24 protein-coding genes are annotated in these 22,144 nt (G+C 62.4%); 10 read left to right on the forward strand and 14 right to left on the reverse strand.

Going from position 1 to position 22,144, the window contains the following annotated elements; translation table 11 throughout:
• Positions 1-25: 25 nt before the first annotated feature.
• Both DN745_RS07850 and DN745_RS07855 read right to left on the reverse strand, forming a co-directional pair.
• Positions 26-379, reverse strand: a complete 354-nt coding sequence (locus tag DN745_RS07850; protein WP_111333606.1) for a DUF6968 family protein — start codon at positions 377-379, stop codon at positions 26-28.
• Between the two features lie 178 nt (positions 380-557).
• Positions 558-968, reverse strand: a complete 411-nt coding sequence (locus DN745_RS07855) for a secondary thiamine-phosphate synthase enzyme YjbQ (RefSeq protein ID WP_111333608.1) — start codon at positions 966-968, stop codon at positions 558-560.
• Positions 969-1,135: 167 nt separating this feature from the next.
• Between DN745_RS07855 and DN745_RS07860 the strand changes: the two genes are divergently transcribed.
• Positions 1,136-2,719, forward strand: coding sequence for an AbgT family transporter (locus tag DN745_RS07860; protein ID WP_111333610.1), 1,584 nt, complete (start codon positions 1,136-1,138; stop codon positions 2,717-2,719).
• Positions 2,720-2,780: 61 nt separating this feature from the next.
• Here DN745_RS07860 and DN745_RS07865 read toward each other — a convergent pair whose 3' ends face one another.
• The gene (locus tag DN745_RS07865; protein ID WP_111333612.1) at positions 2,781-3,149 is read right to left on the reverse strand and encodes a hypothetical protein; all 369 of its coding nucleotides are present in this window, start codon (positions 3,147-3,149) and stop codon (positions 2,781-2,783) included.
• Between the two features lie 399 nt (positions 3,150-3,548).
• On the opposite strand from DN745_RS07865, the gene DN745_RS07870 reads away from it, so the two are divergent.
• The gene (locus DN745_RS07870; protein WP_111333614.1) at positions 3,549-4,241 is read left to right on the forward strand and encodes a zinc metallopeptidase; all 693 of its coding nucleotides are present in this window, start codon (positions 3,549-3,551) and stop codon (positions 4,239-4,241) included.
• Between the two features lie 45 nt (positions 4,242-4,286).
• On the opposite strand, the gene DN745_RS07875 is transcribed toward DN745_RS07870, so the two are convergent.
• The 11 genes from DN745_RS07875 to DN745_RS07925 all read right to left on the reverse strand — a co-directional run bounded on the left by DN745_RS07875 (position 4,287) and on the right by DN745_RS07925 (position 12,815).
• Complete coding sequence (locus DN745_RS07875; RefSeq protein WP_111333616.1) at positions 4,287-5,171, reverse strand: F0F1 ATP synthase subunit gamma; 885 nt, start codon at positions 5,169-5,171, stop codon at positions 4,287-4,289.
• Positions 5,168-6,733 (reverse strand): alternate F1F0 ATPase, F1 subunit alpha, encoded by a 1,566-nt coding sequence (locus tag DN745_RS07880; protein WP_111333618.1) that lies wholly within the window; start codon positions 6,731-6,733, stop codon positions 5,168-5,170. The genes DN745_RS07875 and DN745_RS07880 overlap by 4 nt, the downstream gene beginning before the upstream one ends.
• On the reverse strand, positions 6,720-7,517 hold the full coding sequence (locus tag DN745_RS07885) for a F0F1 ATP synthase subunit B family protein (protein ID WP_111333620.1): 798 nt from the start codon (positions 7,515-7,517) through the stop codon (positions 6,720-6,722). The genes DN745_RS07880 and DN745_RS07885 overlap by 14 nt, the downstream gene beginning before the upstream one ends.
• A gap of 3 nt (positions 7,518-7,520) precedes the next feature.
• Positions 7,521-7,802 carry a F0F1 ATP synthase subunit C gene (locus tag DN745_RS07890; RefSeq protein ID WP_111333622.1) on the reverse strand — a complete coding sequence of 94 codons (282 nt, stop codon included), beginning with the start codon at positions 7,800-7,802 and terminating at the stop codon, positions 7,521-7,523.
• A 9-nt stretch (positions 7,803-7,811) separates the two neighbouring features.
• Positions 7,812-8,510, reverse strand: coding sequence for a F0F1 ATP synthase subunit A (locus DN745_RS07895; RefSeq protein WP_111333624.1), 699 nt, complete (start codon positions 8,508-8,510; stop codon positions 7,812-7,814).
• Complete coding sequence (locus DN745_RS07900; protein WP_111333626.1) at positions 8,500-8,802, reverse strand: ATP synthase subunit I; 303 nt, start codon at positions 8,800-8,802, stop codon at positions 8,500-8,502. The genes DN745_RS07895 and DN745_RS07900 overlap by 11 nt, the downstream gene beginning before the upstream one ends.
• A complete protein-coding gene (locus DN745_RS07905) occupies positions 8,795-9,133 on the reverse strand; it encodes an AtpZ/AtpI family protein (RefSeq protein ID WP_111333628.1) in 339 nt (112 codons plus the stop codon). The genes DN745_RS07900 and DN745_RS07905 overlap by 8 nt, the downstream gene beginning before the upstream one ends.
• On the reverse strand, positions 9,126-9,515 hold the full coding sequence (locus DN745_RS07910) for a F0F1 ATP synthase subunit epsilon (RefSeq protein WP_111337587.1): 390 nt from the start codon (positions 9,513-9,515) through the stop codon (positions 9,126-9,128). Before DN745_RS07910 ends, DN745_RS07905 begins: the two co-directional genes overlap by 8 nt.
• A gap of 11 nt (positions 9,516-9,526) precedes the next feature.
• The gene (atpD, locus tag DN745_RS07915; protein ID WP_111333630.1) at positions 9,527-10,930 is read right to left on the reverse strand and encodes a F0F1 ATP synthase subunit beta; all 1,404 of its coding nucleotides are present in this window, start codon (positions 10,928-10,930) and stop codon (positions 9,527-9,529) included.
• A gap of 149 nt (positions 10,931-11,079) precedes the next feature.
• Positions 11,080-11,382: an RCC1 domain-containing protein gene (locus DN745_RS20215; protein WP_111333632.1), complete on the reverse strand. Its 303-nt coding sequence runs from the start codon at positions 11,380-11,382 to the stop codon at positions 11,080-11,082.
• A gap of 329 nt (positions 11,383-11,711) precedes the next feature.
• A complete protein-coding gene (locus tag DN745_RS07925) occupies positions 11,712-12,815 on the reverse strand; it encodes a penicillin-insensitive murein endopeptidase (protein WP_111333634.1) in 1,104 nt (367 codons plus the stop codon).
• Between the two features lie 423 nt (positions 12,816-13,238).
• Here DN745_RS07925 and DN745_RS07930 point away from each other — a divergent pair, with 423 nt between their 5' ends.
• From DN745_RS07930 to DN745_RS19545, 8 genes are all read left to right on the forward strand, one after another.
• Positions 13,239-13,994 carry a hypothetical protein gene (locus DN745_RS07930; protein ID WP_111333636.1) on the forward strand — a complete coding sequence of 252 codons (756 nt, stop codon included), beginning with the start codon at positions 13,239-13,241 and terminating at the stop codon, positions 13,992-13,994.
• A gap of 42 nt (positions 13,995-14,036) precedes the next feature.
• Entirely contained in the window at positions 14,037-14,831 is a 795-nt protein-coding gene (locus DN745_RS07935) for a DNA polymerase beta superfamily protein (protein ID WP_111333638.1), read from the forward strand.
• Complete coding sequence (locus tag DN745_RS07940) at positions 14,828-15,784, forward strand: J domain-containing protein (RefSeq protein ID WP_111333640.1); 957 nt, start codon at positions 14,828-14,830, stop codon at positions 15,782-15,784. Before DN745_RS07935 ends, DN745_RS07940 begins: the two co-directional genes overlap by 4 nt.
• Before the next feature lie 241 nt (positions 15,785-16,025).
• The gene (def, locus tag DN745_RS07945) at positions 16,026-16,652 is read left to right on the forward strand and encodes a peptide deformylase (protein WP_111333642.1); all 627 of its coding nucleotides are present in this window, start codon (positions 16,026-16,028) and stop codon (positions 16,650-16,652) included.
• On the forward strand, positions 16,633-17,661 hold the full coding sequence (fmt, locus tag DN745_RS07950; RefSeq protein WP_204355113.1) for a methionyl-tRNA formyltransferase: 1,029 nt from the start codon (positions 16,633-16,635) through the stop codon (positions 17,659-17,661). The genes def and fmt overlap by 20 nt, the downstream gene beginning before the upstream one ends.
• Positions 17,662-17,722: 61 nt before the next feature.
• Positions 17,723-19,093, forward strand: a complete 1,371-nt coding sequence (gene rsmB / locus DN745_RS07955) for a 16S rRNA (cytosine(967)-C(5))-methyltransferase RsmB (RefSeq protein WP_111333644.1) — start codon at positions 17,723-17,725, stop codon at positions 19,091-19,093.
• 23 nt (positions 19,094-19,116) lie between these two features.
• Positions 19,117-19,827, forward strand: coding sequence for a ribulose-phosphate 3-epimerase (gene rpe / locus DN745_RS07960; RefSeq protein ID WP_111333646.1), 711 nt, complete (start codon positions 19,117-19,119; stop codon positions 19,825-19,827).
• Positions 19,828-19,854: 27 nt separating this feature from the next.
• Positions 19,855-22,122 (forward strand): DUF4215 domain-containing protein, encoded by a 2,268-nt coding sequence (locus DN745_RS19545; protein WP_204355114.1) that lies wholly within the window; start codon positions 19,855-19,857, stop codon positions 22,120-22,122.
• Positions 22,123-22,144 lie beyond the last annotated feature (22 nt).

Raw genomic sequence — 22,144 nt, forward strand, 5'->3', positions numbered from 1 at the left:
CTCCTTTTCATAAAAAAAACGCGACTTAAGGGCCTTTTTTGAAACGATCTTTCGGAAAAATTTCATCGAAGACTACCTCTTCAGTTTGCTGCTCTGCGCCGCTGCGCGAGAAGTGAAATGAAACGACTCTTTTCTGAAACAATAATTCCACTTCGAGCTTAAGCAGGGAAATGGCGGTCATAAGGGCTTGCCAGGCATCGATACCCACACCGTGCCGGCCCTCACAACTCACTCCATCGGTAAGGACAATCCGATACGACGCGCGCCAAAGCGCGTCGCGCACTTTCTCTGGAAACCCAAGAGATATCGTAATTTCAGTGATTTCTTCGGTGGCCAGATCATATGCGTATAGCGTTCGGTATGCCAATGATTCCATCATATTTCACCTCGCCTGCTTAGGCTATTCAAACAAAAGCTAATCACCGTCGACGCTCACTTCGAATGCTGCCCCAGTGTTCAATATCGTTATTGAACCGAATTAAACCGCTACTGGGCGATATTTTAAGGTCTTATAACTTCTCAGAAACGCTTCATCAAAGCCGCGCGGCAACCATCACCTACCCAATATGCACCACAACGCGCCGCCGGTGTGCGCGCGTGCGGTGCTCCCACACATACACGCCTTGCCAGGTACCGAGCGCCGCGCGCCCGTCGACCACCGGGATCGACAAGCTCGTGGCGGTCAGCGCCGCCTTGATATGAGACGGCATATCGTCCGGGCCCTCGTGGGTGTGGGTATAGAGTGGGTCGTTTTCGGGCACGTGGCGGGCCATCCAGGCCTCGAGGTCGCGCCGAGCGCTGGGGTCGGCGTTCTCCTGAATCGTGAGGCTTGCAGACGTGTGCTGGATAAAGACCGTGCACAGCCCGGTGTGGGCGCCGCTGTCGGCGACCAGCGCCTGGATGCGCTCGGTGATTTCGTGCAACCCCTGACGGGGCGTGTCGATGGTGATTGTTTTGGTATAGCTCATCGTTTCTCCATTTTTGCCGGCGTAATTTACCGAAAATAAAAGCCTGTTTACCTGAGACGCCTTGACGTCCCCATCGCGGATAAGGATTCTGGCGCGGTCCCGAGCTTTGCTATCGTGCGCCCCTAAAAGCAAGCGCATTCGATTACTTATACCCAGCGAGTACCCCCATGGCCGCCGACGCGCCGAACACCCCCGAATCTACGCCATCTAAAGATAATTTCGTGGTGCGCCAGCTGCACCGCATGGCCGAGATGGGCAACCGCCTGCCGGACCCGCTCACGCTCTTTGCCCTGATGGCGCTGGCGGTGGTCTTGGCGTCGGCCGCGCTGTCGGGCACCAGCGTGACGGTGCTCGAGGGCACCCCGCAGGCGCAATCCCACGAGGTCCTAAGCCTGCTGAGCTGGGAGGGCATCCGCTGGATGTTCCTCAACGCCATCGACAACTTCATGGGCTTTGCGCCGCTGGGCCCGGTGCTCACGGTGATGCTCGGCATCGGCATCGCCGAGCGCACCGGTTTTGTGACGATGGGCTTGCGGGTGCTGGTCGAGTCGGTGCCCAAAAGCCTGATCACCGCGACGCTTATCTTCGCGTGTGTCATGAGCTCGATGGTCGCCGACGCCGGTTATATCGTGCTCACGCCCCTGGGCGCGCTGATCTTCGCCGGCCTGGGGCGCCACCCCATCGCCGGGCTCGCCGCGGCCTACGCGGGCGTCTCCGGCGGGTTTAGCGCCAACCTTTTGATCACCGGCTTGGACCCGATGCTCGCGCGCCTGACCGGCCAGGCCGCCCAGATCATCGACCCGAGCTATGCCGTCAACGCCACCTCAAATTATTATTTCATGGTCGCCTCGACCGTCTTCGTGACCGCGGTGGGCACCTGGGTCACCACGAAATTTGTCGAGCCGATGCTCGGCGAGTGGGACCCGGCGCAGGCCTCGGAGCCGCTGGAGAGCGTGGAGGTGGTCGACGGCGACGAGCGCCGAAACTTCCTGATCTCGATGGGCGTCGCGGCCCTGGTCGCCGCCGGCATCGCCTTTCTGGGCGCCTGGAGCGGCTCGCCGCTGCGCGACCCCATCGCCGAGGGCGACCCGGCCATCAACACGCTCAACTCCTACTTCCAATCGGTCGAGGTCCTGATCGCGCTGCTCTTTATGATCCCCGGCATCGTCTATGGCGTGCTCAATAAGAGCATCAAGAACGACAAAGACGTCGCCAAGATGGCCTCCGAGACCATGGGCACCATGGGCTCCTATATCGTGCTCGCCTTCGTCGCCGGGCAATTCATCGCGTATTTCTCCTGGTCGAAGATCGGCGTGGTCACGGCGGTCAAGGGCGCCATCCTGCTCGAGAGCCTCAACCTCAGCGGCATCGTGCTGCTGCTCGCCTTTATGGCCGTCAGCGCCGTGCTGAACCTCTTCGTGGGCAGCGCCAGCGCCAAATGGGCCTTTATGGCGCCCATTTTTGTGCCGATGCTGATGATGATGGACCTGAGCCCCGAGGCCGTCCAAGCCGCCTACCGTGTGGGCGACTCGGTCACCAATATCATCACACCGCTGATGCCGTATTTGCCCATCATCATCGTCTTCGCCCAGCGCTACGTGAAGGATATCAAGATCGGCACCGTCCTCACCGTCATGCTGCCGTACTCGGTGGCGTTTGCCATCGGCTGGTCGATTCTGTTCATCGTGTGGGTATTTTTGGGCATCCCGCTGGGGCCGGGCGTTGGGGTGAGCTACGCGCCGATGCCGTGACTCGAATCGGGACGTCCCGCTCGCGCGTCGCCGGTCGACGGCTCGGTGGGTATTGGGCTCCTTAAACTCGGCCGACGGTCACCTCAAACGCGTTTCGCTCCGGCTTGCTGACCTGTAGATTGCCGACGGTCCGCGCGTCACCGGCGTGGCGGGTCCGATAGCGGTCCACCAAGATATCGATCATCTCGAGCGTCTCCGGGTCGGCGCGATTAGCGCCCAGTTGTTCGCGCAGCTCCGCCAGCACGCCGCCTTCGGGGCTCTCGGCGTCGATGGCCAGGACATTCCAGATCGTGAGCGCAAAGGACAGGGCGTTTTCAAACTCGTCGGCCGAGGTCTCCGAGTGGGCGCGCTTGGTGATCGGCTGGGCGAAGTCCAGAAAGGTCAGCGTCAACTCAGGGTCGTGTATTTTCAGGTCTTTTGAGGGGCTCATTCCAATTCCGATAGATTCGTGGTGAAGGGGATAGGCCGGCGGTCAAGCCGGTCGCCAGGATGGTAATACCGAGCCCCCTGGAGAGCAAGATCTCGCCGCGCACCTGCGACGCGCCACAAAAACCCACCCACCGCAAACCCACCACGCCGCGCACCCGCGACGCCCGGCAAGAACCCAACAAATGCGCAACAACACCCAACAACCTCGCACCGCATCGCCGCCCCGACGCCCCCCTTCTGTCGCTACGCGACATCTTCCCCAGAGGGGAAGATCTACGGTTACTTCGCTGTTTCTCCTCTGGTTTATGAGGGCGCTAAATCGCCTTAAATATTGGAATGAAACACTCTGGGTCGATGTTCTTCGGTTCGAGTGTGAGCACCCTAATTATGGAGTAAAACGATGTTCCTAGACCCTATCTATTTGCTCATCATGGGCGTTGGTTTCGTGCTGAGCCTGGGCGCCCAATTCTGGGTAAAAAACCGCGTCAACAAATGGCTCAAGGTCCCGACCAGCCGCGGGATGACCGGGCGCGATGTCGCCCAGGAGATCCTGCGCGTCAAAGGCATCACGGACGTGACCGTGGAGCAGACCCCGGGTTTTCTGTCCGACCACTACGACCCGAGCTCGCGCACGCTGCGGCTTAGCCCCGACATCTATAACGGACGCTCGGTGACCGCCGCCGGCATCGCCGCCCACGAGGTCGGCCACGCCATCCAGCACAAGGAAGGCTATTGGCCGATGACCATCCGCCAGAAGATGGTGCCGGTGGCCAATATCGGCACGAACCTGGGCGTCTGGATCATGATCGCCGGGCTCTTTATCGGCATCACCGGCCTGGCCAAAGTCGGCGTGTTGCTCTTCGCGGGCTTTGTCGGCTTCACCGTGGTGACACTCCCGGTTGAGTTCGACGCCTCGGCGCGCGCCAAACGCGCGGTGGCCGACTATAATATCGTCGGGCCGCGCGAATTGGGCGGGGTCAGCCAGGTGCTGACCGCGGCGGCCGCGACCTATGTGGCCGCCGCGGTGTCGGCGATTCTGCAGCTTTTGTATTGGTTGTACCGGCTGGGGCTGCTGGGTGGGCGGCGTGATTAGCGCACCACTCTAGCTAGAAATTTGGCCCCAAAAAGCCCGCGTAGCTTAGCCATCCTTAAGCGACTCAAAGCCTGCGATCAGGTCAAAAAGCTCGGCGTCGATATTGTCTTTGCGCAGGCGGTGATAGGAGCGGGTCATCTCTTCGAGCAGGCCGTCAATATTCTTCTCGGCGCGTTGCATGGCGGCCAGGCGGCTGGCGTTTTCGCTGGCAAGGGACTCCGCGCAGGCGCGAAAGAGCGAGACGAATAGGTATTCGCGCACCAGGGCGGGGAGGGTGTTTTGGGCGCCATTGAGCACCTGCGCCGGCAGGTTGGTCGGCCAGGCGATGGCGCTAAGTTCGCGGCTCCACGCGGCGTCGAGCGGCAATAGGCGCTGGCTCACCGGAGTGTAAGTGGCCGGGCCGGTGGGCTGGTTATGAAAGAGGTAGATCTCCTTGAGTTCGCCGGCTGCGCGGCGCTCCTCGAGCTCCGAGAGCACCGTCGCGATGAGCGGCGAGATGGCCTGAATCGAGCCTGGCAGCCGGAAATGTGCCGTGGACTCAAGCGCCGAGTCCTGCAGCCGATGCCCCACGCGCTCGCCGACCACCCACACAGACCTTTTGTCCGCAATCTCGCTCATTTCCTCTAGGACGTATTCGGCCATCACCTCGTTGAATTGGCCGACCAATCCCTGGTCGGAGCCGAACACGATGGCGACCACGTTTCCGCCGTCGGACAGGCTCAGGCTCGTCTGAATGTCGCGCATCGCCGGGTCGCGAAAACAGGCCGAGAGACCGAGTTGGACGGTATGATAATAGTCGTCTAGCGAACGCACGGCGTTCTCGTATTGGGTCACACTTGAGGCCGCGACGGCCTTCATGGTGCGCACCACGCCGTGCAAATCCGTGGCGCTGCCGATCTTTTGGAGCAGGCTTCCGGTGGTCTCACTCATGACTTCTGCCGCGTCTGCGCCAGGGCAACCTCCTCGGCCACAAGGAAGGGCTTGAGGGCTTTTTTGGCCAGCCCAATCAAAATGTCGCGGTCCTCGGGGCCCAACTTTTGACTCCCCCCAAAGAGCCTGCTCAGGCTCTCCGGGATATCTTTTGTCGCCTTTTTGAGCGCCGCTTGCGCCTCGACCATCTCGGTCAGGGGGACGCCGTCAAAGAGCCCCTCACTGAGGGCGAGCAACACGAGGATCTGGCCGGGGACCGAGACCGGGGCGAGCTCGGGTTGCTTAAGGCAGGCGCGAATGCGCCGACCGTGGTCGATGGTCTGTTGGGTGCTCTCGTCGAGTCGCGCGCCGAAGCGCGCGAAAGTCTCGAGCTCTTCGAATTGCGCGTAGGCGAGCTTAAGGTTGCCGGTGACCGCGCGATACGCGGCGCGCTGCGCCTTGCCGCCGACGCGCGAGACGGACTTGCCCACGTCGACCGCGGGCAGCACGCCCAGCTCAAAGAGCGTCGGGGACAGATAGATCTGGCCGTCGGTAATGGAGATCAAATTCGTCGGGATATAATCCGAGATATTCTGGGCCTCGGTCTCAATCACGGGCAACGCGGTGAGTGAGCCGCCGCCGCGCTCATCGTTGAGGCGGGTGGAGCGCTCCAGCAGGCGGGAGTGAATATAGAAAATATCGCCAGGGAACGCCTCGCGCCCGGGCGGGCGGCGCAATAAGAGCGACAGCTCGCGGTAGCTTCGCGCGTGCTGGGTGAGGTCGTCATAGACGATCAGGACATCCCGGCCCGCCTCCATAAAGTGCTCGGCGATGCTGGTCGCGGCGTAGGGGGCGATATAGGCGAGCCCGGGCGGATCGTTACCCTCGGTGACGACCACCACGCTGTAGGACAGCGCGTCGTGCTCCCGCAAGGTGGCCACGACCCGCGCGACCGCCGCCGCGCGCTGGCCGATCGCGCAGTATACGCAGACCACATCCTGGCCGCGCTGGTTAATAATCGTGTCGAGCGCGATGGCCGTCTTGCCGGTCTGGCGGTCGCCGAGGATCAGCTCGCGCTGGCCTCGCCCGATGGGCACCAGGGCGTCGACGACTTTAACGCCGGTCTGCAGCGGCACGGTGACCGGCGACCGGTCCATAATCGCCGGGGCGGGGCGCTCGATGGGGAGGCGCCCGGAGGTGGGCACCGGGCCCAGCTCGTCGAGGGGGCGCCCGAGGGGGTCGATGACGCGCCCGAGCACGCCGGCCCCGACCGGAACATCCATGACCCGCCCGGTGCGCTCGACCTCGTCGCCGGCGTGCAGATGCGAGTATTGCCCGAGCAGCACGCAGCCAACTTCGTCCTCATCGACGTTAAAGGTGATGCCCTGAACGCCGCCGGGGAATTGCACGAGCTCCTCGACGCCGACGCCGGGCAGCCCGGTGATATGCGCGATGCCGGTCGAAACGCTCACGATGCGCCCGACCTCGCGCGGCTTGAGGTCCGGTGCGCTCTGCTCGCGCGCCGTGTCGGCCGCCGAGAACATCCGGTCGAAGGCCCCCTTGAGTGTCTCAGACGAGTTCATAATTCTTCCCAGCGTGGAGCCTGGGCTTGTGCTCACCCAGAATCTCGGAAATATTCTTCTCCATCTCGACGAGATATTCGGAGATGCTCCAGGCGACCTTAAAGCCATCCAGCATCAACTCGATCCCGGCGATCAGGCCGTCAACGGTTTTAAATTCCACAGCGGCCGGCGCGCCGAAGACCTGGCTGAGGGTTGCGCGAAGGGCGTCTTTTTGCGCGTCCCCGAGCTCAAAGGCGCTCTGGATAAGCATCGGCTGCGCGTCGTCTCCCGCCGTCGCCCGAAGGTTGTCGACGCTGGCCGGGTCCAGCCCGCGCAGGCGCTCGCCGAACAGCTCCACGATGCGCGCCTCAAGGCTGACCCCGGCCAGCTCTTTGAGGACCTTGCGCGTGGTCGCGAAGACGGCGTCGCGGCTCTGGCCGGTGATGATATTTTGCAGGGACTGGAACTCGCTGCGCAGCGCCTCCTCGCGCTCGGCGCGAATTCGCTCGGCGGCCCGGCGACCCTGGTCGACCAGGCGCTGGCGCTCTTCGGCGGCCTCGACGTGCGCCTGGCGCAAGAGCGCGTCGCGCTCGGCGTCCAATTGCGCGCTCTTTTGCTGAAATTTCTCATGCTGCGCGTCGGCCAGCGACTGTTTGGCCGCCGCGTCGGCGAGCTCGGTCGCGATCTTGTGCTCACGTGCGTCGATGGCGTTCAAGATCGGCAGATAGAGGAAGCGCTTGAGCAACCACACCAACACCAGGAAATTGAGCATCTGCGCAACGACTGTAAACCAATCGACAACCATAGATTATTGCCCCGCGACTTGAGCAAGCGCAGTGTTCCAGAACGGATTGGCGAAGATCAGAATCATCGACACGACGAAGCAGTAGATCGCCGTGGATTCAACCATCGCCAGGCCGACGAATAGCGTTCGGGTAATAGTCGGCGCCGCGTCGGGCTGCTGGGCCAGCGAGGTCAGCGCCGCGACCACGGCTTTTCCCTCAGCGTACGCCGGCACCATCGTGCCGATCGCGGTCGCCAACGCGCTCATGATGATTGATGCCACAGCGATTGTTGTCATTGCTTCCATGGTTTTCCCCTATGTGTTCTCAAGCGTTTTAGTGGGCTCGGTTTTAGTGCTGCGAATCGCGGCGGCGATATAGACCGCCGCCAAAATAAAGAAAATATACGCCTGAACCATGCCGGTGAGCAGGCCCAGCGCGGTCATAATGATCGGAAAGAAGAAGGGCGTAATAGCCAATAGGATCGCCAAGATCAGCCCGCCGCTCATCATATTCCCGAACAGGCGAACCGCCAGCGCGAGGGTGCGCGAGATCTCCCCGATCAGGTTGAAGGGCAACATGATAAAGGTCGGCTGCGTATAGGTTTTTAGGTACCCCAGCAAGCCGCGGTCCAGGACGCCGAAAAGCGGAATCGCGATAAATACGCACACGGCCAGGGCGGTCGTGGTGGACAGCGACCCGGTGGGCGGCTCGAAGCCGGGCACGATGGTCAGCAGGCTCGAGGTCGCGATGAAGAGAAATAGGGTGCCCAAAAAGCCTAGATATTTCCGGCCGTTATCGATGCCCACCTCTTCGATCTGGTCGACGATCGTGGTGACCACAATTTCGAGCGCGTTTTGCCAGCGCGAGCGCTGCAAGCCCGTCGATAGCCGGCGGGTGATGAGCTTCGAGCCGACCACCAGGAGCAACATCAACGCCCAGGTGAAGACGATGGTCGCGTTGAGGCGCACGTCGCCGTATTCCAAAAAGATGATTTCATCGGGACTAAGGCGCATGCGTGGGCTCCGGGGTCAATGGCGCGTGTAGTTCCGTCACCCGCGTTATCACAGCGCGCGCCAAAAGGAACCCGGCCAGGCAGGCGACGATGCGCTGCCATTGGCCGCCGCCGACCAGGTAAAAACCACCGACCGTGACCACCATGCGCAGCACGAAGCTACCCACAGCCCACAGGGCGGGGCGCGCGGAGGTCGTCACCTTTTGGACCGTCCACCAGAGACTGCCAAAAAAGAGCCCCCCCAGCGCGACGCCGCCCAGGCCGGCCAAGAACCAAATAAATGCGTCATTCATCGCTATCCTCGCTATCCTCGTTGATCTCGTTGCTCTCGCGATTGAGCCAATGCCAGGCGTTCAGACACCCGATCACAAGCCCCGTGGTGAGCAGCGCAAGCGTCCATGAGCGCCCGCTGGGGTCGCGCTCGTCGAGCCAGATACCCAGCGCCGCCCCCAGCAGCGTCGGCACCGTGACTGACCACCCGATCAGCCCCATCATCCCGAGGCCAAACCACACGCTCGTTTTTCCCTTGCGCCGGGCGTCGAGCTTTCTTTTGGCCTTGCGATCGATGCGATTGGCCAGGGCCGGCCGGCCGGGGTCGGGCTGTTTTTGCGGCGTATCACTCATTATGAAAGCTCACCAGTCTGCGCATAAAGCCGACCTCTAACCGGGCCATGGCCGAGCGCAAGACTTGCTCATGCTCGGTCAGGGTCAGAAATTCTTCTTCGACCGCGTTTCGCAGTTTTTCCAGGTCGACGCCGCCGATGGCGCGGCGCGCCGACACGGTGACCACCGAGCCCGCTTTGACCAAAACACCTTCGTCGATGGCCACAAAGACCTCCTGGGCGTCGTCGGTCTCATAGGTAAAGATCCCCGGCTCCAGCGCCGCCACACAGTCCAACCGGCGCGGCAGGATCCCGAAGGAGCCGCCGGGGGTCTCGGCCACGATGCGCACGACATTTTGCTCAAGGGCGAAGACCTTGGCAGGCAACAGGATTTTGAGCGTCATGGAGCTCATGCTCAAGCCACGCTGGTCTTGGTCGAGGCCTGGTATTTGGCGACGGCGTCGTCGACCGTGCCGACCATATAAAAAGCGCTCTCCGGATAATCTAAAAACTCGTCGCCCAAGATGCGCTCGCAGCCCGAAAGGGCGTCTTCGAGCGGGACCAGGGTACCCGACATGCCCGTAAATTGCTCGGTGGTGAAGAACGGCTGCGTCAAGAAACGCTCTAATTGCCGCGCGCGCGTGACCACCTTGCGGTCCTGGCCGGAGAGCTGCTCCAGCCCGAGCATCGCGATGATATCTTTGAGCTCGGCGTATTGGGCGAGGGTGCGCCGCACGTCCTGTGCCACCCGGTAATGGCGCTCGCCGACGATATTCGGGGCGATCATCTTCGAGTTCGACTGCAGCGGGTCCACCGCGGGGAACAGCCCCTCGCTGGCGCGCTCGCGCGACAACACCAGCGTGGCCGACAGGTGCGAGAAGGTGTGCACCGCCGCCGGATCGGTGAAATCATCGGCGGGGACATAGACCGCCTGAATCGAGGTAATTGCGCCGTTTTCGGTGTTGGCGATGCGCTCTTCGAGCGCCGACAATTCCGTGCCCATCGTCGGCTGATACCCCAGGCGAGACGGCATTTGACCCATCAGACCCGAGACCTCCGAGCCGGCTTGAATGAAGCGAAAGATATTGTCGATAAGAAGCAGCACGTCGCGGTGCTCATCGTCGCGAAAATACTCCGCCATGGTGAGCGCGGCGTGGCCGACCCTGAAGCGACAGCCGGGCGGCTCGTTCATCTGCCCGAAGATCATCACCATCTTCGAGAGCACCCCGGCCTCGCTCATCTCGCGGTACAGCTCCTCGCCCTCGCGGCAGCGCTCGCCGATGCCGCAGAAGATGCTCACCCCGTCGTGGTGGCCGATCATATTGTGGATCATCTCGGTGAGCAGCACGGTCTTGCCGACCCCCGCGCCCCCGAATAACCCGGCCTTGCCGCCGCGCTCCAGCGGGACGAGGATGTCGATGGCCTTGATCCCGGTCTGAAAAACCTCGGACGTCGTCGAGCGCCGCGCCAGCGGGGGCGGCGGGTTATGCACCGAGCGCCACTCCACGTCCTCGGGCTGGGGCAGCCGGTCGATGGCGTCGCCAAACACGTCAAACATCCGCGAGAGAATCCCCGGGCCCACTGGCACCTTGAGCGGCGCGCCGGTATTCTCGACCATTTCGCCGCGCCCCAGCCCCTGGGTCGGCGTCAGCGCGATACCTCGCACCGTGGTCGCGTCGCGCTGGGCGAGGACTTCGATGATGATCTCGCCGTCATGGGCGGTCAGGACCGTGTGAATTTGCGGCAGGTTGCGGTCGAATTCGACATCGACAACGCTGCCACGAATCGCCACGACCTTGCCTTGTTGCACATCCTTCATTGTTTTCTCCAGATCAGTTTGCCCGCCCGCAACATACATCATTACGAAATATATAGATATGGCTGGGCGAGCCCGCTAGCACGAGCGCCCGCGGCGCGACGGCGTACTGAAGGAACGCCAGGGGCGGGCGATCTGGTCAGTGGTTGCGCTCAGAGTTCCAGCAGACCATCCGGAATCCTGAGTTGATTCTTATCATTCTTGCCTCGGCACAGCACTTTTATCTCAGGGGTCAACGCGCAACTATGGTCGCGGCCCGCCGCGACCGCGCTAAACTCACCGGCGTGCGTGATGAGACGGGGAGGGGTACCATTTTGCCCCCAACAGGTCACCGTATCCTTCGCATGTTGGCGCCGAATCGCGCAGGTATGCACGTATCCGGCCGCGACTGATAGAAACTCGGGGTTTTGCTGCGATTCCGCCCCATAATTCGAGGGGTCTCCCCAACAAGCCACCGAATTGGCGATATGCGGGTCCGTATCGTCGAGAATACCGCAGGCAAAGGTAGCGCCGGCCGAGATCGATTTAAATTTGCGCTTGAGATCCGACGCGTTGTCGGGCGAGGCAACCCCCGTCCCCCAACAACTGACCGTCGAATCCTCGACCGCAATTCCGCAGGTATAGCCATCTCCGGCCGAGATGGTTCGACGAGCTTAGCGCGGTGTCCCAAATCGCAAATATTGCGCCAAAAGCATCGCTTAGCAGGCCTTGGGGCACAACGCCCCTGGGAGGGCGTGACCTGGCGGGGCGAAAGATCGGGACAGGTTAGAAAAAATCGACCTGCTCAACGACAGCGTCGGTCTGTCTCCTGGCAGGCAAACCGCACATGAAAATGCTTGTGGTGGCCGCGCGCATGGCGCACGATCGCGTCGCCGCCGCTATAAGCGGGGTATTGAAAGACGCGGTCCACCCACTCCTCGGTGGCGCCCTGGGCCAGGGCTTCGGCGCGCAGGGTGCGCTGATGCCAGCGGTCGATGAAGATATACTCGACGTGGCCGCCGTCGAGCAGGTCCTTGAGGATGACCAGCAGCTTCTTGGCGTCCAGCTCGTTTCGGCGCACATGGCCAAAGCGGCGCAGGGTCTTTGCGGCGTTCTTGCGCGGGTAGCTGATGTCGATGTCGCGCCCGGTGCGATGCGAGGCGTGAGGGTGAATCTTTCGGCCGACGCGGAAGCTGATATCCCCGACCATCAGCGGTTCGCTGTCGGGGTAGGCTTTGCCGTAATTATTGAGCACACGGCTGACTTCGCTGACCGTATAATAGGTGCCGAAGGCTCGGTGCGGGTAGAGGATGCGATAATAGGGGCTGTCGGGGAGCGGCTCGCCGTTGAAGAGGCGGCCGCGATTGGCCGCGCCGTAGCTCTTCGAGAAGGTATCGGGGTCGCGCTCCCAGACGCGGATGCGCTGGCCTGGGCTCAAGTCATTGAGGTTGACCCCGGGGTTCAGCCGCTGCAGCGACGCGTTGTTGAGCCGGTACATTTGGCGCAGGCGCTTGAGCGTCTCGCCGGGCAGGATGGTGTGCCATAATTCGTTGAGTTGCTGGGTCTGAACGACCGGCTTTCCGTCTTCGATGGGCCAGGCGGCGGGGTCATCGGGCAACTTCCAGCGCTCGTCGCGAATGCGCCGGGCGATGCGCTCCAGGGTCCCGGGCTCCATGATCGCGTTGAGGGCGACCGGCCCCAGGCCGGCGGAGGCCAGCGAGAGGCTGCTGGCGACCGAGGGCGGCGGCGCCTGGGCCTCGGCGGGGGCAAGGTTTGCGTTTGGCGTCAAGACCGCCACCGCGACCACCACCAGACTCAGGCTTAGACTACGCAGCCCGACGCCGACATTCCATCGGCGCTGAGGGGGTGTCACGTGTTTTTGCATGCTATTATTTGATTCGAATCGCATAGAAATTATCGAGCGAAAGGAAGCGAGTAATAATCGCCAGGGGCACACACGACATCGGTGGCGCGCTCGCAGAGGAGACCGGTGAAATATGTCGTTCTCAGTCGTACGCTATGGTCCTAAAAGTGCTCACGTGCTTGATTCCGGCAACGCCACGAATCACGCAGGCGTTTTCTACATAGCGGGAGTTTTGGCGCCCGACAAGGAGACTGCCAGGGAATTTATTCCATCACTCAAACGATTGGCGTATATAACTCGCCGATGCGAGTCGCATTTTGTGGGCATATTATGCTATGCGCGTGTCGGAACAAAAGCCAAACCTTTTTCGCAGCGCGACTCGATTGGTTTGATGCGCACTTGCCGCACGGTGGCGTCTTCCTTATGTTGTCGGCGTCAGGCGTCATTTTCTGAACTATCGGAGTAATTATGGGACTTCTCGACTTTCTATTTGACAAAGAACAAGCGCAAGTGCGTCGGATTCAAAAACTCAAGAAAACGCTCACCAACATGTATGTGCAGCCGCCGGAGCGTAAATACGCGATCCAGACGCTGCGCGACGAGGGCACGCCCGACGCGGTGCGCGCGCTCCTGGCGCGTTTTGAGGATAACGCCCCCAACACCACGGTCGACGGCGACGAGAAGACCTACGTCTATGAGTCTCTGGTGAGCATGTCCGCCGACCCGGATCTCGACGTGCGCGGGATCATCACCAATTACCTGCGCGGGCGCGAAGAGAAGATCAACTGGCCGATGAAGGTCCTCACCGACCTGCTCGACTACCAGGAGATGATCAGCCTGGTGTGCGAGCTGCTGGAATCCTGCGGCGCCGACTACCAGCGAAACCCCGAGAAAAAGCAAGAGCTGGTGCTTCGCAGCGCGGACCTGCGCAGCGAAGAGCTCAGCGAGCAATTGCTGCGCTTCCTCGACGACCTCAACGAGACGATCCGTTTCCTGGCGGTCGAGGCGCTGCTCAAGCATGACTTCAAAGATCTCATCGAAGCGCCGCTGCGCGAGCGTCTGCGCGAAGAGGAGTCGCTTCGCATCGTCCAGAAAATCGCCGATGCCTTCGCCGCCAACCCCGAGTGGAAGATTCCGGAGGAGGAGCGCGAAGACGTCGAGGCCGTATTGCCCAACGAGTTCGCGCTGCACACCGAAGGCTATATCTATCAGCGACACGCCTAATTCTCCGGGGCCCCAGCGGCCCAAGATGCTGCGAGACGCGCGATGCCTTTGAGCTTTGCAACCCGGCCCGGTGAGCTAAACGCCCCGGATGATATCGACCTACCCGCCCAGGTCCGCTCGGCGCAGTTTCTAAGCGCCTGGTCGGGCTCTGCGCTCTACGGCCACCAGCGCCCGCTTCGGCTTGGCGGGGTCTTCGTTGAGTCGGCCGGTGTCGTCCTGGGGCTTCGCAGTTGGAATGACGCCCGTGAGGGCGTCATCGACACGGTGCCCTACGCGATTTTCGAAGTCGAAAAGATCGTGCGCATGATGCTGCACCAGAGCGGGCTGGCCTTCGAGATTCTGGCCAGCCCGGTTCTATTTGAGACGAACTCTTCGGGCGCGGATGGCACCGGGTTTCCGGCCCGGCGCGTGGTGAACGCGGCGGTTACTCAGGGGTTATTGCATCATTATCGCGACGTCGCTCGCGGGATGCTCGACCGGCTACTCGCCGCAAAGGGGAGAGGGGCGAGCCTTGAGGATATCTTCGGGCTTGTGCGAACCGCGCTGACCGGCCGGGCGCTGATGCAGGCCGAGGTCGACTTTAACCTGGCGACCCTGCTGGTCAATCACGCATCCCCTAAGGTCGCGGGATATATCAGGAATACCGTCCCCGAAGACCTTGTAAATAAGGCCTGGTTGAATGGGTTCGCGCGCACGCTGGAGCCGCTGATCGCATCGCTCGCGCCCGAAGATTCCGCGCTGCCGACAAACCCGACCGATTATGAGTGGCTCCACGAATTCGTGATTTCATCGCGGCTTGAGCAATACGAAAACAAGAGATCCGGGAGCCAATCGTGATTCAGGTGCTTCTTATCGGCCGCGACGCGGCCGCGTGGGGCGGGGCGCTTGGGGCGCGCGGGGGAGCTGGTTTTGAGTTCAACTCCGTCGCGCTGCCGGCCGCCGGCCTTCGCCAGATCGAGGCGTCTCCGCCCGACGCGCTCATTATCGTCGAGTCTGGCTCGGCCAGGCGCGCCGCCACGTTGGTTCGCGCGATTCGCGAGCGCCCGCTAGGGCAATTGATCCCGATCTTGGTGGTCGGCCCCTCGCCCGACGAAGAGGCGCGCCGCGAGGTCGACGCATGGGTCGGCCACGAGCAAGGCGATGCGCCGCTTTGGGGCGCGCTCCAGCAGAGTTTGGGCCTTGATATGGGGCCAGCCCCCCACGGGTTTGCCGACCAGCGAACGCCCATCACCCCGATCGTGCCGCAGCGCCAACCGCGCTACCCGTCGCCACCGCAACCTCCGCCTAATTATGGCGCGTCGAATGCGCCGCCTGCGTATTATATCGAGCCGATTGATGTGGCGCCGCGAGCGTTAGCGCCGCCCCCTGAGCGCGAACAGGCCCCCTGGGACCGCACACCGGCGAATGAACCGCCCCCCCAGGCACCGTGGAATCAGCCGCAGACCGTCGACCATGGGTCGATTTTCCCGTCCTCGCCCTCGCGCATTCACGACCTTGGCGGGATGCAATCGGGGGTCGATGGGCGCGCGATTCAACAAAAACTGCAGGCCGTTCGACACAAGGATTATTATGCCATCCTCGAGATTCGCCAGGGCAGCGAGACCGAGGTGGTACGCGAAGCCTACCAGCGCCTCTACCAACAATACGACCCCGATGAGGTCGAGTTCCGCGTCGCCCACCGCTTCGAGGCCGAGCTCGCCGAGATTCGCGATGCCCTCGAAGACGCCTGGGCCGTCCTCGGCGACCCGGGGCTGCGCGAAGCCTACCTAAGCCAGGCGCTGCGCGGCTAAAGTCGATCATTATTCCAAGAGGAGCGCGCGCCGGCGGAAGTTTGGCCGCGGCTGTGCTGTTGCCCCTGAGAGTTGACCCTGAGAGGTCAAACCGTTACACCGTGCGCGCATTATGCGCCGGTATTTCGGGCAGGGACTCGCGGTTGCGATGCTCTCGAGATGAGACCAAGAAGTGGGCCATAAAACGCGATGCTGTCGCGCGCTATCCCTATACTGAAAGCTAGAGAAGACGAGGTTAACCATGGCAATTCTAGATATTGTCCTATTTCCGGAAGAACGCGAAGTGCTCACCACGATGTGTGAGCCAGTCGAAGAGGTCACCGATGAGATTCGCACGCTCGTCGACGACATGATCGAGACGATGTACCACGCCAATGGCGTCGGGCTGGCGGCGCCGCAGATCGGCGTGACCAAGCGCGTGACGGTCATCGACATTCGCCGCCGCCCCAGCGACGAGAAGCCGCCCGAGGGCGAGGTTGAGGAGACCAAGGCGCCCCAGGAGATCTCGGAAGCCGAAGACAAGGTCTTCGTGCTGATCAACCCGGAGATTCTCGAGCGCGAAGGTAAGCTAAAATGGGAAGAGGGTTGCTTGAGCTTCCCCTCGCTCTACGGCGAAGTCGTGCGCGCAAATAAGGTCAAAGTCCGCGCGCTCGACCGCGACGGCGAACCCTACGAATTTGAGGCCGAAGGCCTGCTCGCGGTCGCGCTGCAGCACGAAATCGACCACCTCGATGGCGTGCTCTTCCTGGACCGCATGAGCCGGCTGAAGCGCCGCATGGCTCAAAAAGAATATAAGAAAATCCGCGCGCGTATGTTGGAAGAAGCGCTCGAAAAAGAAGAGGAAGAGAGTGGTTCAGACATCTCCTGAGAACGAAAATAATACCGAGAAGACCGCGCTGCGCGTGGTCTATATGGGCACCCCCGACTTCGCGGTCCCCGCGCTAAAGGCGCTGATCGCCAGCCACCACGAGGTGGTCGGCGTGTTCACGCAGCCGGACCGAAAGGGCGGGCGCGGCAAGAAATTGCTCTGCCCGCCGGTTAAGGTCGAGGCGGTTGAGGCCGAGATTCCGGTGTATCAGCCCGAGCGCGTGCGCAAGAACGCCGACGTGCTGCAGACGCTCAAAGACCTGCGCCCCGACGTGGTCGTGGTCGCGGCTTATGGGCAGATCTTGCCGCAATCGGTGCTCGACGTGCCGCGCCTTGGCTGCATCAATATCCACGCGTCGATTCTTCCGAAATACCGCGGCGCGGCCCCCATTAACTGGGCCATCGTCCACGGCGAGAAAGAAAGCGGCGTGACGCTGATGCAGATGGAAGCCGGCCTGGACACCGGGCCCATCCTGGAGATTCATCGCGTGGCGATTACCCCCGCGATGAACGCCCAGGAGTTGCACGACGCGCTCTCCGACCTGGGCGGCGAAGTGCTGGTCGACGCGCTCGACAAGCTCGAAGCGGGCAACCTGCCGGCGACCATCCAGGACGACGACGCCTCCAGCTACGCGCCGATGCTCACGCGTGAAAGCGGCCGCATTGACTGGGAGAAGTCGGCCCAGCAATTGGTCGATCATATCCGCGGCTTCTATCCGTGGCCGGGCTCCTACGCGCTGCGCGAGATCCCTTGCGCCGAGGCCGGCGCCCAGGACGACCTCGAGTGCAGCACGCTCAAGGTCCACGCCGCGCGCGTGGCCGTCGGCGCGGGCTCGGACGCCTTGCCGGGCACGATTATCCAGGCCGACTGCTCCTCGGGAACGCTTCAAATCGCCACCGGCGAGGGCGTCATCGAATTGCTCAAGGTCCAGGCTCCGGGAAAGCGCGCGATGAAGGCGCGTGACTTCCTCAACGGCTGTGATTTTTCGGTCGGCGAGCGACTTCTTTGAACATTTTTATTAACGCATTTTCTTTTTATCGACGAAGAGTGATTCTTCGAGGACGTACCTGATGCCCCGCCAACTCGCACAAGAAGTATTGGAGGGCATCGAAGAAGAAGATGCCTATAGTCATATCTCGCTGGACGCCGCGCTGCGCCGAAGCAACCTGGACGCGCGCGACCGCGGCCTGGCGACCGAGCTGGTCTACGGCACGCTGACCTGGCAGCGCTCGCTCGACACAATCCTGGGGCAATTTCTCGCCAGCGGGGTCGCCTCCCTCGATTTGTCGGTGCGCGTCGCGCTGCGCCTGGCGGTCTACCAGATCGTATTTTTGGACCGCATCCCGCCGCACGCGGCGGTCAATCAGGCCGTCGAGATCGTCAAAGCCGGCCCGCATCGGCGCGCCAGTGGCCTGGTCAACGGGGTGTTGCGCAACCTTTTGCGCCAGGAGGAACCGATTCAATGGTGGCGCGACGAGGACCGCAAGAAGAAGCCATCCCGCTATATCGGGCAGCGCTATTCCATCCCCAATTGGCTGGGCCATCGGATGTTGCAGACCTGGGGGCTGCGCCACGCCGAGGCGATGGCCGCATCCTTCGCGGAGCGACCGCCGCTGTATCTGCGAAAGATCGAAGCCATCGACTCCGCCGACGAATCAAAGCTCCCCGAAGGCGTGTCGCCAGCTCAATTTGGCGATCACCCGGCGATTCCTGGCGCGTATCTGGCCGAGTCGATTGACGACACGGTGCGCAAGGGCCTGGAGCAGGGCGAGTGGGTCGTGCAAGACCTGGGAAGCCAGCTTATCGGGTATTATACGGGCGCAAACGAGGGCATGAGCGTGCTCGACGCCTGCGCCGGCCTCGGCGGCAAAACCCTGCATCTGGCCGATCTGGTTGGCCAAACCGGTACGGTCAACGCGGTCGACCCGGTGCAATCGAAGCTGCAGATGCTCCGGGAATCCGCCGAGCAAACCGGACTCCTGCCGCGCATCGCCACGCATAAACAGGAGCTCCAGGGCTATATTGACGCCGACGCCACGCGCGATGCGCCCAAGGAATTCGACCTGGTCCTGCTCGACGCGCCTTGCAGCGGGCTCGGCGTGATTCGCCGCCACCCAGAAACCCGTTGGCGTCGCGAGAAGTCCGACATTATCGAGCTCGCCGAGATCCAAAAGAAGCTGCTCGAAGTCGCCGCCGGCCTGACCAAAAGCGGCGGCATCCTCGCCTATAGCGTGTGCACCTTTACGCGCGAAGAGGGAGCGGGGCAGGTCGCAAGCTTTTTAGAAGAACACCCCGAGTTCGAGCTTATCGGGCCGCCCACTGAGGGCCCGGGCGCGCAGATTGATTGGGCGCCTTATCTCAATGACGACGGGCAACTTTTTCTGAATCCCCTGGAGCACGGCACCGACGGCTTCTTCGCCGCGCGCCTTCGCCGTCGCTGAACGATTCTTTCGGAGATATTCTCATGACGCATCGCCACAAAAGACGCCCCAACGCGCTCCCCGCCCACCAGCCGCTGCTCGCCCCGTCGATCTTATCGGCGAACTTCACCCGCCTGGCCGAGGAGTGCCAGGCCGTAATCGATGGCGGCGCGGACCTGCTGCATATCGACGTGATGGACGGGCATTTCGTCGAGAATATCACCATCGGCTTGCCGGTGGTCGAGGCGCTTCGCGCGGAGTTTCCGGACACCTTCCTGGACGTCCATATTATGATCTCGAACCCCGACCTCTACGCGGCGAAATTCGTCGAGGCGGGCGCGGACTCGGTCTCATTTCACCCCGAGGCGACGGTTCACTCACACGGCGTTATTCAGGAAATCCACGCCGCCGGCGGCCTCGCCTCGCTGGCCATCAACCCGTCGACCTCCCTCGATGTGCTCGACTATATTATCGAGGACCTCGACATGATCCTCATCATGGGCGTGAACCCCGGTTTTGGGGGGCAATCCTTCATTCCGCAAACCATGCGCAAGCTCAAAGACGTGAAGGAGCGGCTCGCCCGCCACGGCATCGATGATATGCCGATTCAGGTCGATGGTGGCGTAAAGCTCAACAATATCGCCGAGATCTATCAGGCCGGCGCCAATGTCCTCGTCTCCGGAAGCGGGGTCTTTAATAATAAGCCGTATAAAGATACGATATCCGCAATGAAGGCCGAACTACAGCCTCTTTAGAACTTTTTCCCCTCGGACATCGAAGCCATGAGATTACGTTATTTGGGTGTATTTTTGGCCGCTTGTTTGCTCTGGCCAGCAGGTTGCAGTTTCGATGGTACCGCGAGCGGGACGATCAGCCCCAACCCTTCGCAAGACGTTCGCCAGGCCGATAGCGGCGGGCTTTCGGACATCATTGAAGATGGCGCCGGCGGCGAAGATACGCGGGACGAAGACGGCGGCGGTGAAGACGACGCGGGCTCGGGTGAGGACGCCTCGGATGGCGGCGACGCGTCCGACGCGGTCGACGCCGGAGATGTCTGCGGCGATGGCGTGGTCTCGGGGAACGAAGCCTGCGATGACGGGAATACCGACTCGGGCGACGGCTGCGACTCAAGCTGCCAGATCGAAACCGGCTGGGCGTGTCCAGACGCGGGCGAGGCCTGCGAAGCGGCGTCCTGCGGCGACGCGATCATCGCCGGCGATGAGCAATGCGACGACGGAAATCGACGAAACGGCGACGGCTGCGACTTCGCTTGCCAGGTCGAGACCGGCTACCAATGCCTGGTCCCCGGTGAGCCCTGCGTGCCCGCCGGCTGCGGCGACGGCATTCAGGTGCGCGGCGAGGAATGCGACGACGGGAATAATATTTCGGGCGATGGCTGCAGCGCGACGTGTCGCGCGGAGACCGGGTTCGAATGCCCCTTTGGCGGCGGCGCCTGCACCTCGAATGTGGTGTGCGGCGACGGCCAAATCGGCGGCGCCGAATTATGTGACGACGGCAACCTGATCGCCGGCGATGGCTGTGACTCCAACTGCCAGCCAGAGCCGGGATGGCGCTGCCAGATTCCCGGCCAGCCGTGCGAGGCGGCGCGCTGCGGCGACGGCGTAGTCGCCGGCAATGAAGAGTGCGACGACGGAAATAACACAGCCGGGGACGGCTGCGATGCGCTCTGCAAAATCGAGCCGGGGTTCACCTGCAGCGCCGGCGGCGCGAGCTGCGTCGCCACGGTCTGCGGCGACGGCATCCGCCAGGGCAGTGAGGCCTGCGACGACGGAAATAACGACCTCGGCGACGGCTGTACGCCGTTCTGCACCCTCGAGCCCACCTGCCCGGACGGCGGCGGCGCGTGCAGCTCATCCTGCGGCGACGGCATCCGCCTGGCCGGCTCCTCAAAAGAGTGCGAGGACGGAAATACCACGCCCGGTGACGGCTGCAGCCCGACCTGCACCGTCGAGCCCGGTTTTGTGTGCAACGACGTCACTCAGGAGGTCGATGAGTTGACGCTCCCGCTGGTCTTAAGAGACTTCTCCATCGACCATCCGGACTTCGAGCATTTCAGCGGCAGCGGCGCGACCACCGGGATGGTCAAAGACCTGCTGGACGCCGACGGTAAGCCCGAATTCCTCGCGCCTCGCGGGATGCTCACCAGCGCCGCGACCTTCTACCAATGGTATCGCGACGTCCCCGGGGTCAATCAGACCTTCGTGCAGTCGATGACCCTGAGCGAAATCTCACCCGGAACTTTCCAATATAGCAATACCGAGTTCTTCCCGCTGGACGGGCTGGGCTACGGTTTTGAGCCGGGCTTTGGCGCCAATCATAACTACGCGTTCACCAGTGAGGTGCGCTATTGGTTCGTCTACCGTCCCGGCCAGGTGCTGACGTTCAGCGGCGACGATGACCTCTGGGTCTTCATCAACAAGCAGCTCGCCCTTGACCTGGGCGGGCTGCACGCGCGCGTCGATGGAACGGTGGATTTGGACGCGCAAAAGGCCGCGCTTGGGCTGCAAGATGACGCGCTCTACGAGGTCGCGGTCTTCCAGGCCGAGCGCCACTCCACCGGCTCAAATTACACGCTCACGCTGGGCAATTTCGTCAACGTCACCACCGAATGCGAGAGCATCTGCGGCGACGGCATCCAGACGCGCGACGAGGCCTGCGACGACGGCGTCAACGACGGCTCCTATGGCGGATGCAACGCGGATTGCTCGCGCGGGCCGTATTGCGGCGACGGCGACCTCGACCCCGAGATGGAGCAATGTGACAACGGCGTGAACCAGGACCTCTACGGCGAGAACGGCTGCGCGCCGGATTGCCGCCGACCCGCTTATTGCGGCGACGGCGCGGTCGACAGCCTCTTCGGCGAAGAGTGCGACGACGGCACCAATGACGGCAGCTACGGCACCTGCACGCCGGACTGCAAGCTCGCCGCACGCTGCGGGGACGGCATCGTCCAGGACAACGAAGCCTGTGACGACGGCAACGCCATCAGCGGCGACGGCTGCTCGAGCACCTGTCAGGTAGAGGGCTAAGCCCAGCGATTAAACTCGCGTT

The organism is Bradymonas sediminis (assembly GCF_003258315.1).
Classification (GTDB): Bacteria; Myxococcota_A; Bradymonadia; order Bradymonadales; family Bradymonadaceae; genus Bradymonas; species Bradymonas sediminis.

Bases quoted from the DNA above. Each gene is read 5' to 3' on its own strand.
- DN745_RS07850 (WP_111333606.1), bottom strand. From the start codon at position 379: ATGATGGAATCATTGGCATACCGAACGCTATACGCATATGATCTGGCC.
- DN745_RS07855 (WP_111333608.1), bottom strand. From the start codon at position 968: ATGAGCTATACCAAAACAATCACCATCGACACGCCCCGTCAGGGGTTG.
- DN745_RS07860 (WP_111333610.1), top strand. From the start codon at position 1,136: ATGGCCGCCGACGCGCCGAACACCCCCGAATCTACGCCATCTAAAGAT.
- DN745_RS07865 (WP_111333612.1), bottom strand. From the start codon at position 3,149: ATGAGCCCCTCAAAAGACCTGAAAATACACGACCCTGAGTTGACGCTG.
- DN745_RS07870 (WP_111333614.1), top strand. From the start codon at position 3,549: ATGTTCCTAGACCCTATCTATTTGCTCATCATGGGCGTTGGTTTCGTG.
- DN745_RS07875 (WP_111333616.1), bottom strand. From the start codon at position 5,171: ATGAGTGAGACCACCGGAAGCCTGCTCCAAAAGATCGGCAGCGCCACG.
- DN745_RS07880 (WP_111333618.1), bottom strand. From the start codon at position 6,733: ATGAACTCGTCTGAGACACTCAAGGGGGCCTTCGACCGGATGTTCTCG.
- DN745_RS07885 (WP_111333620.1), bottom strand. From the start codon at position 7,517: ATGGTTGTCGATTGGTTTACAGTCGTTGCGCAGATGCTCAATTTCCTG.
- DN745_RS07890 (WP_111333622.1), bottom strand. From the start codon at position 7,802: ATGGAAGCAATGACAACAATCGCTGTGGCATCAATCATCATGAGCGCG.
- DN745_RS07895 (WP_111333624.1), bottom strand. From the start codon at position 8,510: ATGCGCCTTAGTCCCGATGAAATCATCTTTTTGGAATACGGCGACGTG.
- DN745_RS07900 (WP_111333626.1), bottom strand. From the start codon at position 8,802: ATGAATGACGCATTTATTTGGTTCTTGGCCGGCCTGGGCGGCGTCGCG.
- DN745_RS07905 (WP_111333628.1), bottom strand. From the start codon at position 9,133: ATGAGTGATACGCCGCAAAAACAGCCCGACCCCGGCCGGCCGGCCCTG.
- DN745_RS07910 (WP_111337587.1), bottom strand. From the start codon at position 9,515: ATGACGCTCAAAATCCTGTTGCCTGCCAAGGTCTTCGCCCTTGAGCAA.
- atpD (WP_111333630.1), bottom strand. From the start codon at position 10,930: ATGAAGGATGTGCAACAAGGCAAGGTCGTGGCGATTCGTGGCAGCGTT.
- DN745_RS07925 (WP_111333634.1), bottom strand. From the start codon at position 12,815: ATGCGATTCGAATCAAATAATAGCATGCAAAAACACGTGACACCCCCT.
- DN745_RS07930 (WP_111333636.1), top strand. From the start codon at position 13,239: ATGGGACTTCTCGACTTTCTATTTGACAAAGAACAAGCGCAAGTGCGT.
- DN745_RS07935 (WP_111333638.1), top strand. From the start codon at position 14,037: ATGCCTTTGAGCTTTGCAACCCGGCCCGGTGAGCTAAACGCCCCGGAT.
- def (WP_111333642.1), top strand. From the start codon at position 16,026: ATGGCAATTCTAGATATTGTCCTATTTCCGGAAGAACGCGAAGTGCTC.
- rsmB (WP_111333644.1), top strand. From the start codon at position 17,723: ATGCCCCGCCAACTCGCACAAGAAGTATTGGAGGGCATCGAAGAAGAA.
- rpe (WP_111333646.1), top strand. From the start codon at position 19,117: ATGACGCATCGCCACAAAAGACGCCCCAACGCGCTCCCCGCCCACCAG.
- DN745_RS19545 (WP_204355114.1), top strand. From the start codon at position 19,855: ATGAGATTACGTTATTTGGGTGTATTTTTGGCCGCTTGTTTGCTCTGG.